This is a genomic window from Pseudomonas sp. Tri1, from assembly GCF_017968885.1.
GTDB lineage: Bacteria > Pseudomonadota > Gammaproteobacteria > Pseudomonadales > Pseudomonadaceae > Aquipseudomonas.
The window spans coordinates 6,464,975-6,479,749 of record NZ_CP072913.1 but is presented as its reverse complement, the minus strand read 5'-3'; the positions used below and the strand labels follow the sequence as shown (position 1 = coordinate 6,479,749).

Below are 14,775 nucleotides of genomic sequence, written 5' to 3'. Positions count from 1 at the left end.
GTCATAATGCCCGGCGCCAACCACCTTGCAGAGTCTAGGGAGTCAGCTTGTCTACGCCTGTCGAACCCTTGCGTTTGCTGTTACTGGCCGAAGCGCCTGAGTGGTCAGCGATTTTGCGCGAGTGCCTGGCGCCCATGGGGCCGTCGGTCGTGCTCATCAGTGCCCCGAGCTGGGACTCGGTCAGCAGCCTGTTCGAAGACAATCGAAACTCGGTATTGTTGACGATTGCGGCCTTGCAGCCGGCGCCCGGCCGCTGCCGCTTGCCGACTGTCCTGCTGCTTGAGCATGAACCCGTGACTCCACCCGATGGCGTCAGCGACTGGCTGGTGCGCGATGTCCTCGATGGGGCGACCCTGCGCCGTTGCCTGCGCCATGTGCGTGAGCGCGGCGTGCTGGAAAACACCTTGCAGCGCCTCGCCGAACAAGACCCGCTGACCGGCATTGCCAATCGCCAGGGGTTCCAGACCTTGCTGGCGGCGCGCCTGGCTGAAAACGAAGGTCGCGGCCTGGCACTCGGTCACCTGGACCTGGACAACTTTCGTCACGCCAACGATGCCCTCGGCCACCAGGCCGGTGACCGCTTGATTCTGCAGGTTGTATCGCGACTCAAGGGGGCGCTTGAGGCTGGCGATCAACTGGCACGCCTGGGCAGCGATGAATTCGCCTTGCTGATTGATACCCGTCGTGCACCGCAGCGGGCCGAGTGGATGGCCGAGCGCATCACCGAAGCCATGGCCGAACCTTATTGGGTCGACGGCGAAAGCCTGTTGATCGGCTGTAGCCTGGGTATCGCTCACGCCCGCGCCCAGGCTGGTGCGGACCCGCTGATGTGGCACGCGCATATCGCCATGCAGCAGGCCAAGAGCACGCAAGGCTGCACCTTTCATATCTTCAATGAACGCATCAATCGCAATGCCCGCAGCCTCGCCGACCTGGAAAGCGAACTGCGCCGGGCGTTGCGCCGCGACGAGTTGGAGTTGCATTACCAGCCTCGGTTGAACCTTGATGGCGGCAACATCGTCGGTCTCGAGGCCCTGGTGCGCTGGCGTCATGGCGAACGCGGGCTGCTGCCGCCGAGCGAGTTCGTGCCGCTGGCCGAACAGAGTGGCCTGATCGTGCCGCTGGGCTACTGGGTGATTTCCCGAGCGCTGCGGGACATGCAGGCTCTGCGCGAGCGTGGTTTGGCGCCGTTGCACATGGCGGTCAACCTGTCGTTCCGGCAGTTCCAGGACAGCCAACTGCTGCCAACCCTGAGCCGGCTGATTGCCGAGCGAGGTGTCGAGGCCCAGTGGCTGGAGTTCGAACTCACCGAAACCGCTGTCATGCGCCGCAGCGAACTGGTCAAGCAGACCATGGATGCCTTGGGTCGCCTGGGGGTGCGTTTCTCCCTGGATGACTTTGGCACAGGGTTTTCCTCGTTCGTGCACCTCAACAGCCTGCCCATCGCCCTGCTCAAGATCGACAAGAGCTTCGTCGGCGGCATGGAGCAACGCGAGGAGAATCGCAAACTGGTGCATGCGATGATCAACCTCGCGCACAACCTCAATCTGGAAGTGGTGGCCGAAGGCGTGGAAACCCAAGAGCAGCTGGATTTGCTACGTGGCTTCGGGTGCGACCAGGTGCAGGGTTTCCTGATCAGCAAGCCGTTACCGTTGCCTGAGCTGGTGCAATACCTGACGTTCGATGGCAATCAGTCGACGCAGCACTTCGTGGTTTAACGCCGCCCCTGCGGGAGCGAGCTTGCTCGCGATGACGGCGTGTCAGCCACCCCATCTGGAACTGATACACCGCGATCGCGAGCAAGCTCGCTGGTCACACAGGGGGCCTCAATCGGCCTGGATGGCTTCGAAACGCCGCGGCCCAGCCTCCCCCCTGATCATCCGCCGCATCTTCCATTCAAACGCCAGCGTCAGGCTCACCGCCGCGCAGGCCAGCCCCAGGGCCAGTCCCCACCAGACGCCGGTCGGGCCCCAGTGCAAGTGGAAGGCCATCCACCATGCTGCCGGCGCGCCGATCAGCCAATAGCAACCCAGGCCCACCAGGAAGGTGGTCTTGGCATCCTTGAGCCCGCGGATGCAGCCCATCGCGATGGTTTGTGCGCCGTCGAACAGTTCGAACCACGCCGCCACGGCCAGCAGGCTCACGGCCAAGTCGATCACCGGACCGAATGCCGGGTCGTTGTGGTCCAGGAACAAGCCGATCAGTTGGTTGGGCAGTAGCCAGAACACCATGGCGAACGCCAGCATCACGGCCGCGCCAAAGCCAATCCCGACCCGCCCGGCCAGGCGCGCCATCAGCAGTTCCCCGGCGCCGTAGTGTTGGCCGATGCGCATGGTGATTGCGTAGGACATCCCCGCCGGAACCATGAACGCCACCGAGACGATTTGCAGGGCGACCTGGTGTGCCGCCAGCGGTGTGCTGCCCATGGTGCCGATGCACAGCGCGGCGAACGCGAACAGCCCGACTTCCACCGCGTAAGTGCCGCCAATCGGCAGGCCCAGGCGCCAGAGCTCCTTGAGGTATTGGCGATTGAGCCGTGATAGCCCTTCCAACAGTGGATAGGCACGGTAGGCCGGGTGCCGATGGATATGCCAGGCCAACGCCAGGGCCATGCAGTTGGCGACGATGGCCGTGACCAGGCCGATCCCCATCAAGCCGAGTTTCGGCAGGCCAAACAGGCCGGTGATGAAGGCGTAGTTGAGCAGGAAATTAGCCACGGTGCCGCCGAGGCTGATCACCATCACTGGCGTGGCCCGGCCGATGGCGCTGGTGAAGCCGCGCAGGGCCATGAAGCTCAGGTAGCCGGGCAGGGCGAACGGCAGCGCCAGCAGGAACTGGCCGGCGGAAAGCACGTTGGTTTCAGTTTGGCCAAACAGCAGCAACACCGGTTTGAGGTTCCACAACAATAACCCGGCCACCAACGCCATCAGCCACGCCAGCCACAGCCCGGCCTGGGTCAGGCGAGTGGCGCCTTCGACATCGCCGGCGCCCTGACGGATCGCCACCAACGTACCCACCGCCGCGATGACGCCAATGCAGAAAATCGACACGAATGAATAGCTGGCTGCGCCGAGCCCGCCACCGGCCAGCGCTTCGGGGCTCAGGCGCGCCATCATCAACGTGTCAGTCAGGACCATCAGCATGTGCGCCAACTGCGAGGCAATCAACGGCCCCGCCAGCCGCAGGATGGCCCAGAGTTCGGTACGCGCCGGATGCCGCATGATCATCACACTCCATGTTTAAACAAGGCAGTAAAGCGATGATTCTCGGTGCTTCTGGCGGTTTGCACAAAAGGATAAAAAAGATCGCTGGCATGATTAAAACTCATGCAGAAAAGATTTTCTGGTAGGGTTTGATCCAACGCTATAGGAGTTTTCCTGATGTCTCGTCGTCTTCCTCCTCTTTATGCGCTGCGGGCATTCGAAGCAGCGGCGCGATACAGCTCGTTTACCCGGGCAGCGGAAGAGTTGTCGATTACTCAAAGTGCAGTCAGTCGGCATATTCGTACGCTTGAGGAGCACTTTGCCTGCCGGTTATTTCAGCGCAGTGGTCGCAATCTTCAGTTGACCGAGGCGGCGCGGTTGTTGCTGCCGGGTGTACGGGACGGTTTCATGGCGCTGGAGCGAGCCTGCCATACATTGCATGGTGAAGACGGCATCCTGCGCATGAAAGCGCCGTCGACCCTCACTATGCGCTGGCTGCTGGCGCGCCTGAGTCGGTTCCGGCATCTGCAACCTGGCAACGAGGTGCAACTGACCAGCGCCTGGATGGATATCGATGCGGTGGACTTCAACACCGAGCCCTTCGATTGCGCTGTGCTTCTGGGCAATGGGCATTTTCCTGCGGACTGGGAAGCCAGCCTGCTGTTCCCCGAGGAGCTGATCCCGGTGGGCGCGCCGAACCTGTTGAACGACCAGCCCTGGGATGTGGCGCGGTTGGCCAGCGCCGAACTGCTGCACCCCACGCCGGATCGCCGTGACTGGCGCAACTGGCTGCAACGTATGGGGCTGTCGGACAAGGTCTCGCTCAAGGGGGGACAGGTGTTCGATACGCTGGAGCTGGGCATGATCGCCGCGGCCCGTGGTTATGGCGTATCCATGGGCGACTTGCTGATGGTGGCCGAGGACGTCGCCCAAGGCCGCTTGAGCCTGCCTTGGCCGACCGCTGTGGCCAGCGGTGAGCACTATTACCTGGTCTGGCCGAAAACCCGGCCCGGAGGTGAACGTTTGCGTCGACTCAGCGATTTTCTCCTAAGCGAGGTGAAGGCCATGCAATTGCCCGTCGTAGAGCGTCTTGGCTGAAACGATGCAGGAGCCGTGCTAGCCACTTGGCGTTATTCCGCCTAAACCGCTCAAGTATTCGGTTTCGCCGCCGAATGTGTTGGAGATAGTACTTTCGTATTAGAAAGAGCCTACCTACATACACCCGAATAAAATGCCGAGTGCGCGACGTGATCAGGATGATCCGGTCTCTCGGCCAGGAGCCGTCATGTCTCAACCTCGTGCCCGAATCGCCTCACAGCTAGGCCTTGCCCTTGCCGTGATACTGGCGGTCGTGATCTCCGGCAGCACTGTCTTTGCCCTGCGTTCGCTGGATACTGCCAACCTTGCCACCCGTGAAGAACATCTGGCCAGCGAAGCGCGACTGATGGCCGACCAGCTCAACACCTTCCACGAGACTTTGCGTGAAAGCACCCAGCGGTTGAGCGGGCTGTTCGAGAAGCGTTTCAGTGCGGGCCTGAGCGTGAACCCGGATCAGATGGTTGCGGTGGCGGGCGTCCAGACGCCGAGCCTGAACCTGGGCAGCCAGGTGCTGAACAACAACTTCCAGGAAGTTGACGAATTCAAGCAAACAACCGCCGGGGTGGCCACGGTATTCGTGCGCAGCGGTGACGATTTCATTCGTATCAGCACGTCGCTGAGCAAGCAGGACGGTACGCGGGCCATCGGTACCATGCTCGACCGGGCCGGTCCGGCATATGGCCCGGTGATGAGTGGGCAGAGCTACATTGGTCGAGCCTTGCTCTTTGGGCGCTTCTACATGTCGCAGTACACACCCGTACGTGATAGCAGCGGTAAGGTAATCGCCGTGTTGTACGTTGGATTCGATTACACCGACGCGCAGAACGCGCAGTTCGAGAACCTCAAGCGCTTCCGCATCGGCCAGACCGGTTCGCTGGCCTTGCTGGACGAGCAAAACAAATGGTTGGTGCCACCGGCCGGCGTCCAAGCCTTGGACCAAGCTGCTACTACCATCGTTGGCTTGGTCAAGAAACCGGGTAAAGGGGCGTTCTGGAGCGATACCGCCGAAGACTTCTACAGCGTGGCCGTGCCATTTACAGGCGGGCCGTGGGCGGTCGTGGCAAGCATGCCGAAAGCTGAAATCCGTGCCGTGACCTGGAGCGTCGGTACGCAACTGGCCATTGGCAGCCTGTTGGCGATGTTGCTGGCGGTCGGTGCGGCCATGTGGCTGCTGCGCAGCAAGCTGGCGCCATTGGGAGACCTGGTGCGCCAGGCCGAAGCGTTGGGCGCTGGCGACCTGAGCGTGCGTCTGAATGTGTCGAGCCATGACGAAATCGGCCAACTGGCTCGCGCTTTCAACCAGATGAGCCAGGCCCTGTCGACCATGGTCGAGCACATTCGCAAAGCCTCGCAAGAGGTCAACAGCCGGGCCCAGGCCCTGTCCGGGTTGTCCAACGGGGCTTACGAAGGGATGGAGCAGCAGTCCGGGGAAATCACCAGCATGGCTGGCGCGGTGGAAGAGTTCAGCGCTACCTCGCTGGATATCGCCGATAACATGGGCAACACCCAGCGCTTGGCCCAGGAAAACGCCCAGCAGACTCAGATCGGTCGTACATCGATGGATGAGGCTTCGTCGTCCCTGGAGCAAATCGCCAGCGCGTTGAACAGCACTGCTACGGTGATCAACACCTTGGGCCAGCGTTCCCAGGAAATCGGCGGTATCGTCGGTGTCATCACTTCGATTGCCGAGCAGACCAACCTGCTGGCCTTGAACGCCGCCATCGAAGCCGCCCGTGCCGGTGAGCAGGGGCGTGGTTTCGCCGTGGTGGCTGACGAAGTGCGCAGCCTGGCATCCCGTACCCGCCAGGCCACTGACGAAATTTCCGGCATGATCCACAGCATCCAGCAGGAAACCGGCAACGCCATCAGCACCATGGAACAGGGCAACCTGTTGATGCAGGAAGGCCTCTCGCGCAACGCCAACGTGGCCTCGGCCCTGGCGCGCATCGATGAGCAGAGCCGTTCTGCCGGCCAACAGTTCGCCGCCATCACCACCGCCACCCAGGAACAAAGCAGCACTGCGACCCTGCTCAGCAGCAACCTGCAAAGCATCGCCATGGCCAACAGCGAACAGCGCCAGGTGGTCTCGAACCTGGCGGTCACCGCCAAGGAACTGGAAAAACTGGCCCAAGACCTGCGCCAAGAGGTTGATCGGTTCCGCTGAGGCCTATGGAACCAACGCGAGCAAGCTCCCCCGGGATCAGCGTGGGAGCGAGCTTGCTCGCGATGGCAGCGGTACAGTCAGCATCTCCACCAACTGAGCTATTGCTATCGCGAGCAGGCTCGCTCCCACAAGGGAATTGCGGTGACACACTTCTGGTGCCCGCCGGGAATCGGTGTGGGAGCGAGCTTGCTCGCGATGACGGCGGCACAGCCAACATCAACCGCTGACTGACCCACCGCCTTCGCGATCAACCCTCTCCCACAAAGCTTTCCCTCCAATTGTGTTTTTTTCAGAGATGTTGCCGTTTTTGTGCTTGCTGAAACGTTTCTTCAAGTCTATAAAAACCGCACAACTCCAATAAAAGGCCCTGTCCATGAATTCGCTCAAGCTCCTCGTTGCCCTTAGCGCCTTGGGCGCTGCTTCCCATGCCATGGCTTGGGATTATGTTCTGCTCGATACCGATAAAGCGGCTCAACCCTGGCAAATCACCAGCCAACAACTCGGCGTGAAAACCGACAAACCCTTTTCCGTGACGATGCGCACCCTGCATGGTGGCCGGCAAGAGGGCGTCAGCATCGTCGATATCGACAACGGCACCATGAAGTTATCAGTGGTTCCGACCCGAGGCATGAATGTGCTGCAGGCGTCGGTCGGCAATGTGCGCATGGGCTGGGATTCGCCGGTCAAGGAAGTGGTCAATCCAGCGTTCATCGAACTCAATGGCCGTGGCGGATTGGGCTGGCTCGAAGGTTTCAATGAGCTGGTGACCCGCTGTGGCTACGAATGGGTCGGCCATCCCGGTATGGATAACGGTGAATTGCTGACGCTGCATGGTCGCGCAGCCAACATCCCGGCCAACAAAGTCACTTTGCACATCGATGAAAAGCCTCCATACGCCATCACCCTTCGGGGCGAGTTGAAGGAGCAGGCCTTCAAGAAGGTCGACTTCTCGGTGCAGACCGAACTGGTCACCGAGCCTGGCAGTGTGACTTTCGCACTCAACGATACGTTGACCAACAACGGCGACTACCCGAAGGAATACCAGGCGCTCTATCACAGCAACTTCAGCACACCTTTCCTGGAGCAGGGCGCTCGTTTCGCTGCACCGGTGCAGCAGGTCTCGCCGTTTAACGATAAGGCCAAGGGCGATTTGCCTGATTGGCAGACGTACCGCGCGCCCACCAAGGATTACGACGAAACCGTCTATAACGTCGTGCCGTACGCCGATTCCAAGGGCGATACGCTCACCGTCTTGCATAACAAGGCCGGCAGCCTCGGTGTGTCGGTGGGCTTCAACACCGCTACGCTTCCGGTATTCTCCCTGTGGAAAAACACCGATACCCAAGGCCAGGGCTACGTGACCGGGCTGGAGCCTGGCACCAGCTTTTCCTATAACCGCCGGTATCAGCGGCCGCTGAACCTGGTGCCTACCATCGCGCCGAAAGAGCAGAAGCAATTCAAGATCCACTACAGTCTGTTGGCGGATAAGGGCGCCGTGGACAAGGCTCTCAAGCGCATCGATGAAATCCAGGGTGGCCGGAAAACCGAGGTGCGGGATACGCCGCTGGTAGACCTTAGCAAGCCATGACGCACTTCAGGGCGTTGCGGGCCGATACTGCAATGCTTCGGCCAGGTGCTCGCGACTGATTTGATCCACCCGCTCAAGGTCCGCCAACGTACGGGCGACCTTGAGCAGGCGGTGGGCGGCTCGTAGCGATAAGGTCAGGCGCTCGCAAGCGGTTTCCAGCCACGTTTCATCGATTGCGGATAATTTGCAATGCTGACGCAAGCCCGGCAGATCCAGGAAAGCGTTGGCGCAGTCCTGACGCTTTTGCTGGCGCTCCCGGGCCTGGGCCACTTGCTCGGCGACGGTGGCGGTATCGGCACCGGGTTCGTGCCTTGGGTTCAACGCCGTGGCCTCCCGGGCGACGGTCAGGTGCAGGTCGATGCGGTCCAGCAGAGGGCCAGAGAGTTTATTGCGGTAGCGCTGCACCATGTCCGGTGTACATGAGCAACGACCGCTGGGCTCGCCAAGATATCCACAGGGACAGGGATTCATCGCCGCTACCAATTGAAAGCGTGCCGGAAAGCGCACACGGTCTCGGGCGCGAGAAACCACGATGTGGCCCGACTCCAGTGGTTCCCTCAGGACTTCCAGCACCTTACGGTCGAACTCCGGCAGTTCATCCAGGAACAGTACGCCATGGTGGGCGAGGGTGATTTCCCCTGGTTGCGGTTTCGATCCACCGCCCACCAGCGCCGGACCGGAAGCCGAGTGGTGGGGCTGGCGAAACGGGCGCTGCGGCCAATGGCTCAACGGCACGCAACTGGCGACCGACTGAATGGCTGCGACCTCCAGGGCCTCACTTTCCGCCAACGGCGGTAGCAGCCCCGGCAAACGGCTCGCCAGCAGGGTCTTGCCGGTGCCCGGTGGTCCGCTGAGCAACAGGTTGTGAGCCCCTGCGGCGGCGATCAGCAACGCCCGCTTGGCCCCGGCCTGGCCTTGTACTTCATTCAGGTCGGGGTAGGGCTTGCTGGCTGAAAGCAGCCCGTTGGAAACAAACGTCTTGACCGGGGTGTGGCCGTTAAAGTGAGCCACGGCTTCGAGCAGATGATTCACCGCAATCACCTTCAGCCCCGACGCCAAGCAGGCTTCCTCGGCATTCGCCCATGGCACCACCAGCGTACGCCCGGCCTTGCGCGCCGCCAGCGCTGCCGGCAATACCCCGCGTACCGGTCGCACGGCGCCGGATAACGCCAACTCGCCAAGGCATTCAACGTCGTCGAGCATCAGGGTCGGTACTTGCACGCTGGCTGCGAGGATCCCCAAGGCAATGGCCAGGTCGAACCGACCGCCGTCCTTTGGTAGATCCGCCGGCGCCAGGTTCAAGGTGATGCGCCGCGCCGGAAAACTCAGGCCCGAGTTGATGATCGCGCTGCGCACCCGGTCCTTGCTTTCCTTCACCGCCGCCTCCGGCAAGCCGACCATCGTCAACGACGGCAAGCCATTGGCCAGGTGAACTTCAACGGTAACGGCAGGAGCCTCCACCCCCACCTGGGCGCGGCTATGGACAATGGCAAGCGACATGAATCGTTCCTTGAGTGAATAGGGCGCCGCGTCCTGCGGCTCTTGAAGGTTAGTCGTGGGGGCAGGCATCGGTGGGGTAATTGACGGGGAAATTTTGGCAGGATGTTGCGGGATAACCGGTCGATGGAAGGCGAGTGCGACACTCGTTTCCAGCATGGCTCACTGCGCGCGCTTGCTATCTGTCTCCACTCTGCCGGTTCGAAAATGACCGGGCCGGGCCTCTGCTAGACTGCGATTTGCTCCATCGGCACTTGGCGGTATCAGAGGCGCTACGAGGAGGTGGCCCATGAACGATCTGCTGGCTCTGTTGACCGATAACCGCTTCATGCCCCACGGGCATTGCTATATGTGGCGCCCGGACCTGCTGTGGACCAATGTGATCGCCGATGGCCTGATCACCCTTTCCTATATCAGCATTCCCTTCACGCTGATCTACTTCATCCACCGGCGCAAGGACGTACCTTTTGACTGGATGCTGACGGCCTTTGGCGTGTTTATCCTGGCCTGTGGGACCAGTCACGTGATGGAGATCCTGACCATCTGGCAGCCCTATTATTGGCTGTCGGCGCTGGTCAAGGTGATCACCGCGATTGCCTCGGTGATCACCGCCATCCTGCTGGTCCGGCTGGTGCCCGCGGCCCTGAAGATCCCCAGCCCGCAGCAACTGGCCAAGGTCAACGACGAGTTGCGCGAGGCGCAGGCCGAGCTGGTCACCACGGCGCGCCGGGCCGGCATGGCAGAAATCGCCACCAATGTGCTGCATAACGTGGGCAATGTGCTCAATAGCGTCAATGTGTCAGCCCAGGTCCTGTACGAGAAAGTGCATACATCCAAAAGGCCGGGAGTCGCCAAGGTCGTTCAATTGATGAGGGAGCATCCTGATGATCTGGGTGACTTCATCAGCAGCGATCCGAAAGGCCGCGCGCTACCGGATTATCTCGGCAAGCTGGCCGAGGCGCTGGCAGCCGAGGAGCAGAGCATGATCGGCGAGCTGACGAAGCTGACCAGGAGCATCGACCATATCAAGGAGATTGTCGCCACCCAGCAGTCCTATGCCGGCAACTCCAGCGTGCTGGAGCCGGGTTCGCTACGAGAGCTGCTCGAGGATGTGGTGCGCATCTGCGATGTGTCCCTGGCCCGCCATCAGGTCACGCTGGTCAAGGAGTTCAGCGATATTCCGACGATGCCCCTGGACAAGCACAAAGTGCTGCAGATCCTGGTCAATCTGATCAACAACGCCAAGCAGGCGCTTGGCTCGGGCGTGGAGCGACCGTCCCGGATTACCCTGCGCCTGAAAGCAGTGGGCGACACGCATGTGCGGATCGAGGTCGAGGACAACGGCGAGGGGATTTCGCCGGACAATCTCGCGCGGGTGTTCGAGCACGGTTTCACGACGCGTGCCGATGGTCATGGTTTCGGCCTGCACAGCTGCATCCTGGCCGCCCACGAGATGGGCGGTGAGCTGACGGCATGGAGCGCGGGGCCGGGCAAGGGCGCGCTCTTTACCCTGGAGCTTCCGCTCGCGCTTGCCCAAGGCCAATCCCTGCGAGCGGCGAGTGGTTGAGCGCTTACACCTCCCTCAGCAATTGATCGGCGATACGAATGCTCAGTGCGGCACCTGTCAGCGTGGGGTTCACACAGGATGACGACGGCATCACGCTAGTGCCAGCGATGAACAGGTTGGCGTGGTCATGGCTACGGCAGTCGCGGTCGACCACCGAGTTTTTCGGATCGTCGCCCATGATGGTGGTGCCCATGATGTGCTGGCGGTTCTGGAAGTTGACGTCGGTACTGAGGATGTCGGCGTCGAGCAGATGGGCGAACTGCTTGAGGTCCTCCAGGGCTTTCTCCTTGCCGGCATGCCAATAGTCGGGAACGCTGTAGTAGATTTCCGGTACCGGCAGGCCAATCGCGTCGAAGCGGGTTTTGCTCGGCGTGACGCGGTTTTCCGGCAGCGGCAGGGTTTCGAAGTCCACCGCCCAGTTCAAGGAGCGCGCTGACTGCAGCCGGATCTGTTCGTCGAGCCTGGAACCCAGCACGCCCTTGGCGATCAGGTTGGTGGTGATCTGCGAGGTGGGCACCGTGTTGCGCACCTTGATCTTGTAGCTTGGGTAGTCCTTGCGGAATGCGCCGTCGCGGCTGTTCAGGTACACCAGCAACTGTGTCGGCCCCTCGCCAGGCCACATGTCTTCCTTGGTCATCACGTTCATGCTCACACCAGTGTGGTCCATGAGGTTGCGGCCGACCTGGTCGGAAGTATTGGCGATGCCGTTGGGGTATTGCTCGGATGTGGACATCAGCAACAGCTTCGGTGATTCAATGCCGTAGGCCGCCAGCACGAAGTAGCGGGCGGTCAGGCGATGCTGGGTCTTGTCCGGGCGCATGTACCAGATCGCGGTGATCTTGCCGTCTTCGCCGGCCTCGATCCGATACACCACCGAGTTGTCCAGGACCTTGGCGCCGTGGCGCTCGGCCTCGTCGATATGCATCGAGCCGTCGTATTTGGCGGCAATTGGGCAGACCGGGTTGCAGTTGTTGTTGCCCGCGCACGGCGGGCGCTTGCCATAGGGGCGGGTGGCGCGACCATTGGGTTCGAGGATCGGGTTGTAGCCGCCCTTGCTCAACAGGCTTGAGAGGCGCTTGAACATGTAGCTGGGCTTGAGGCCTTCCATTGGGTAGGGGATCGAGCGCGGTGGATAGGCCGCACCGCCCTGGCCGCTTTCATCCTGGCCGTCGACCCCGGACACGCCCAGCTCGGTCTCGGCGCGGGCGTAGAAAGGCTCCAGTTCGTCGTAGCTGATCGGCCAGTCGCGCCCGCGCCCGTAGAGGGAGTTGAGGCGAAAGTCATTGGGCAGCATGCGCCACAGCGAGGAGCCGAAATGCCAGGTGGTGCCGCCGACTACGCGCAGGTAGGAGGTGTTGTACTTTACCGGGCCGACCTGTTGCAGGTAGTCGCCATAGGTGGAAGGTGCATGGGGCAGGCTCGGATAGGGCGAACCGGCACCCTGCAGCTTGGCGTTGGCCAGCGAGAGCTTGACCGGCGCATTGCGGAAGGTCTCGACGATGTCGCGGCGGTTCACCCGTGGGCCCGCTTCGAGGACGATCACTGATTTGTTCGCCTTGGCCAGGCCGCTGGCAATCAGGCCACCCATCACGCCGGAGCCGATGACGACCACGTCGGCGTCGTAAGCAACGCTGCTCATAGTTTGAAATCCTGAGTGTCGGCTGGCTTGGTGCCCCAGGAGTCGGGGCCGCCACCGTAGGTTGGGATGATGAGGATGCCGTGGGTCGGGCGATACATCAGCGCTTCGCGGTAGCTGATCAGTTCGGCGTCGGCGAGCTCGCCGACGATGCCCAGGTACCAGGCCGAGATGATGCTGGTGGCCGTCGCTTTCAGCGATGGGTCCGGGTTGGGCTGGGCCAGGTATTCATCCACATGCTTGAAACCCTGCCCGTCGACCAGTTGCCTGAGGGCTCCGACATTGCCACTGAAGTTCGGTGCGCGTCGGCTCAGGGCGCGGTAGTAGCGCGCCGCCAGGACCGGGTTGACCGGGCGACTGACGAGGAATTGCGACAGGGTGATGAAGTCCTGGTCGCCCTCGGCCATGGCCATCACCGATTGCCAAGGGCCGAGGCCCCCGACCAGAGCTGTCAGGCCGAGGGTGATCGAGCCGCGCAGCAGGCTGCGCCGGGACACCCCAGGGGCGGATGAGGATGAAACGGGCGTGTGTTGGTCAGTCATTGAGGTTTCCATTGCTCAGGCCTCCTGTTGCCGGCGACGAGCCTTGAGCCTGTAAAGCGCCAGGAGGATCAGCAGGCCGAGCGCGATCAGTGCCGGTGCGCTGTAGCGTGCCAACACAGCGATGGGGGCCTTGGGTCCGCCTTCGCGCACCTGTGCCACATCGGCGGCAGTCACGTTCAATCCGGCATTGCCGTAGCGGGACAGGACGTAGTTGCTGACGTCGGCGATCTGCTGGTCGTCGAGACGATCGGTGAACAGCGCATCGGGGCCGAAGGCCGGCATGTCGATTGCCACGCCGTCGACTTCGCGATGCACGCCGTAGACGATGGTCGCGATCAAGTTGTCGCGGCGACTGGTGGCGGTGTTGTGGAACAGCGACGGATATTCACGGGTGCCCTCGCCGTTGGCTTGGTGACAGTTGGCGCAGGTGCCGCTGAATATGTGCCAGCCCGGATTGTCCTGCGGCTTGCCGCCACGCAGGCTGAGTTCGTCGTTCGAGGCCTGGCCGAAGGTATGGCGGGCCTGTTGCTCGCCGGTAGCGATCGGTGGGGTCTGCAGCAGATAGGCCGCGATGGCCTTGAGGTCATCTTCGCCAAGGTACTGCAGGCTGTTCTCGACCGCTTCGGCCATGGGGCCGGCCGCCTGTGCCTTGCCCTCTACATGGCCGCTGCGCAGGTAGGCAACGAGCTCATCTCTCGACCAGGCACCGATCCCGCTGGTCTTGTCCGAGGTGATGTTCGGTGCATACCAGGGGCCCAGTGAACCACCGGAAAGCGCCTTGGCGTTATCCGCTGCCATCAGGACATTGCGCGGGGTGTGGCAGGTGTCGCAATGGGCCAGTGCGTTGACCAGGTAGTCGCCGCGATTGACCTGCGCGGACTTGTCCGGATCCGGCTCGAAGCGTTTCTGGCTATGGAACAGGGCATTCCAGCCGAGCATCGAGGCACGGATGTTGAACGGGAAGTCGAGCTCGGTCTTGGGGCTGGGTGTATCCACCGGTACGACTTCATGCATGAAGTACTGGTACAGGGCGGCGACATCGCTGTCGGTCATTTTTGCGTAGGAGGTGTAGGGCATCGCCGGGTACAGGCGAGTGCCGTCCGGGGTCACGCCATCGCGCACGGCGCGGGCGAAGTCTGCCTGGCTGTAGTGCCCGATGCCGGCGGTCCTGGAAGGGGTGATGTTCGTTGAGTAGATGACGCCCATTGGCGAGTTGAGCGGGTAACCGCCGGCAAACGGCTTGCCGTCACTGGTGCTATGGCAGGCCACGCAATCGGCGGCCACCGCCAGCCGTTTGCCTGGCGAGGCGCTGCTGTCGAGCGTCTCGCCATGGGCTGCCAGGCTAACCGTTATCAGGGTCAGACACCCTGCGAGCATATTCCTCACGGGCCTGGCCTTGCGCACGTCGGGCAATGCCTGACTCATCCTCTGCGGATGCATGTGTCACTCCTCACGGTTGGGCTTCGACGCACGTTCTCAG

General features: G+C 62.0%; 10 protein-coding genes. 5 read left to right on the top strand and 5 right to left on the bottom strand.

The genetic code is table 11. The annotated features are described in order from the left end of the window. Positions 1–47: 47 nt before the first annotated feature. Entirely contained in the window at positions 48–1,718 is a 1,671-nt protein-coding gene (locus tag J9870_RS28380; RefSeq protein ID WP_210642005.1) for a bifunctional diguanylate cyclase/phosphodiesterase, read from the top strand. 108 nt (positions 1,719–1,826) lie between these two features. On the opposite strand, the gene J9870_RS28375 is transcribed toward J9870_RS28380, so the two are convergent. After that, on the bottom strand, positions 1,827–3,227 hold the full coding sequence (locus tag J9870_RS28375; RefSeq protein WP_210642004.1) for a NorM family multidrug efflux MATE transporter: 1,401 nt from the start codon (positions 3,225–3,227) through the stop codon (positions 1,827–1,829). Between the two features lie 153 nt (positions 3,228–3,380). Between J9870_RS28375 and J9870_RS28370 the strand changes: the two genes are divergently transcribed. The 3 genes from J9870_RS28370 to J9870_RS28360 all read left to right on the top strand — a co-directional run bounded on the left by J9870_RS28370 (position 3,381) and on the right by J9870_RS28360 (position 8,053). Then, a complete protein-coding gene (locus J9870_RS28370) occupies positions 3,381–4,301 on the top strand; it encodes a LysR substrate-binding domain-containing protein (protein ID WP_210642003.1) in 921 nt (306 codons plus the stop codon). A gap of 187 nt (positions 4,302–4,488) precedes the next feature. Further along, positions 4,489–6,465, top strand: a complete 1,977-nt coding sequence (locus tag J9870_RS28365; RefSeq protein ID WP_210642002.1) for a methyl-accepting chemotaxis protein — start codon at positions 4,489–4,491, stop codon at positions 6,463–6,465. A 373-nt stretch (positions 6,466–6,838) separates the two neighbouring features. Then, complete coding sequence (locus J9870_RS28360; protein ID WP_210642001.1) at positions 6,839–8,053, top strand: aldose 1-epimerase family protein; 1,215 nt, start codon at positions 6,839–6,841, stop codon at positions 8,051–8,053. Between the two features lie 6 nt (positions 8,054–8,059). Here the strand turns inward: J9870_RS28360 and J9870_RS28355 are convergent, their stop codons facing one another. Next, complete coding sequence (locus tag J9870_RS28355) at positions 8,060–9,553, bottom strand: YifB family Mg chelatase-like AAA ATPase (protein WP_210642000.1); 1,494 nt, start codon at positions 9,551–9,553, stop codon at positions 8,060–8,062. 286 nt (positions 9,554–9,839) lie between these two features. On the opposite strand from J9870_RS28355, the gene J9870_RS28350 reads away from it, so the two are divergent. After that, a complete protein-coding gene (locus J9870_RS28350) occupies positions 9,840–11,117 on the top strand; it encodes a HAMP domain-containing sensor histidine kinase (RefSeq protein ID WP_210641999.1) in 1,278 nt (425 codons plus the stop codon). Between the two features lie 4 nt (positions 11,118–11,121). On the opposite strand, the gene J9870_RS28345 is transcribed toward J9870_RS28350, so the two are convergent. The 3 genes from J9870_RS28345 to J9870_RS28335 are packed head-to-tail and all read right to left on the bottom strand — an operon-like array spanning position 11,122 to position 14,735. Beyond that, positions 11,122–12,756: a GMC family oxidoreductase gene (locus J9870_RS28345; RefSeq protein WP_210641998.1), complete on the bottom strand. Its 1,635-nt coding sequence runs from the start codon at positions 12,754–12,756 to the stop codon at positions 11,122–11,124. Further along, a complete protein-coding gene (locus J9870_RS28340; protein WP_246883059.1) occupies positions 12,753–13,295 on the bottom strand; it encodes a sorbitol dehydrogenase family protein in 543 nt (180 codons plus the stop codon). Before J9870_RS28340 ends, J9870_RS28345 begins: the two co-directional genes overlap by 4 nt. A gap of 15 nt (positions 13,296–13,310) precedes the next feature. Then, on the bottom strand, positions 13,311–14,735 hold the full coding sequence (locus J9870_RS28335; RefSeq protein ID WP_246883058.1) for a cytochrome c: 1,425 nt from the start codon (positions 14,733–14,735) through the stop codon (positions 13,311–13,313). Between the last annotated feature and the right edge of the window lie 40 nt (positions 14,736–14,775).

Bases quoted from the DNA above. Each gene is read 5' to 3' on its own strand.
- J9870_RS28375 (WP_210642004.1), bottom strand. From the start codon at position 3,227: ATGATCATGCGGCATCCGGCGCGTACCGAACTCTGGGCCATCCTGCGG.
- J9870_RS28370 (WP_210642003.1), top strand. From the start codon at position 3,381: ATGTCTCGTCGTCTTCCTCCTCTTTATGCGCTGCGGGCATTCGAAGCA.
- J9870_RS28365 (WP_210642002.1), top strand. From the start codon at position 4,489: ATGTCTCAACCTCGTGCCCGAATCGCCTCACAGCTAGGCCTTGCCCTT.
- J9870_RS28360 (WP_210642001.1), top strand. From the start codon at position 6,839: ATGAATTCGCTCAAGCTCCTCGTTGCCCTTAGCGCCTTGGGCGCTGCT.
- J9870_RS28355 (WP_210642000.1), bottom strand. From the start codon at position 9,553: ATGTCGCTTGCCATTGTCCATAGCCGCGCCCAGGTGGGGGTGGAGGCT.
- J9870_RS28350 (WP_210641999.1), top strand. From the start codon at position 9,840: ATGAACGATCTGCTGGCTCTGTTGACCGATAACCGCTTCATGCCCCAC.
- J9870_RS28345 (WP_210641998.1), bottom strand. From the start codon at position 12,756: ATGAGCAGCGTTGCTTACGACGCCGACGTGGTCGTCATCGGCTCCGGC.
- J9870_RS28340 (WP_246883059.1), bottom strand. From the start codon at position 13,295: ATGACTGACCAACACACGCCCGTTTCATCCTCATCCGCCCCTGGGGTG.
- J9870_RS28335 (WP_246883058.1), bottom strand. From the start codon at position 14,735: ATGCATCCGCAGAGGATGAGTCAGGCATTGCCCGACGTGCGCAAGGCC.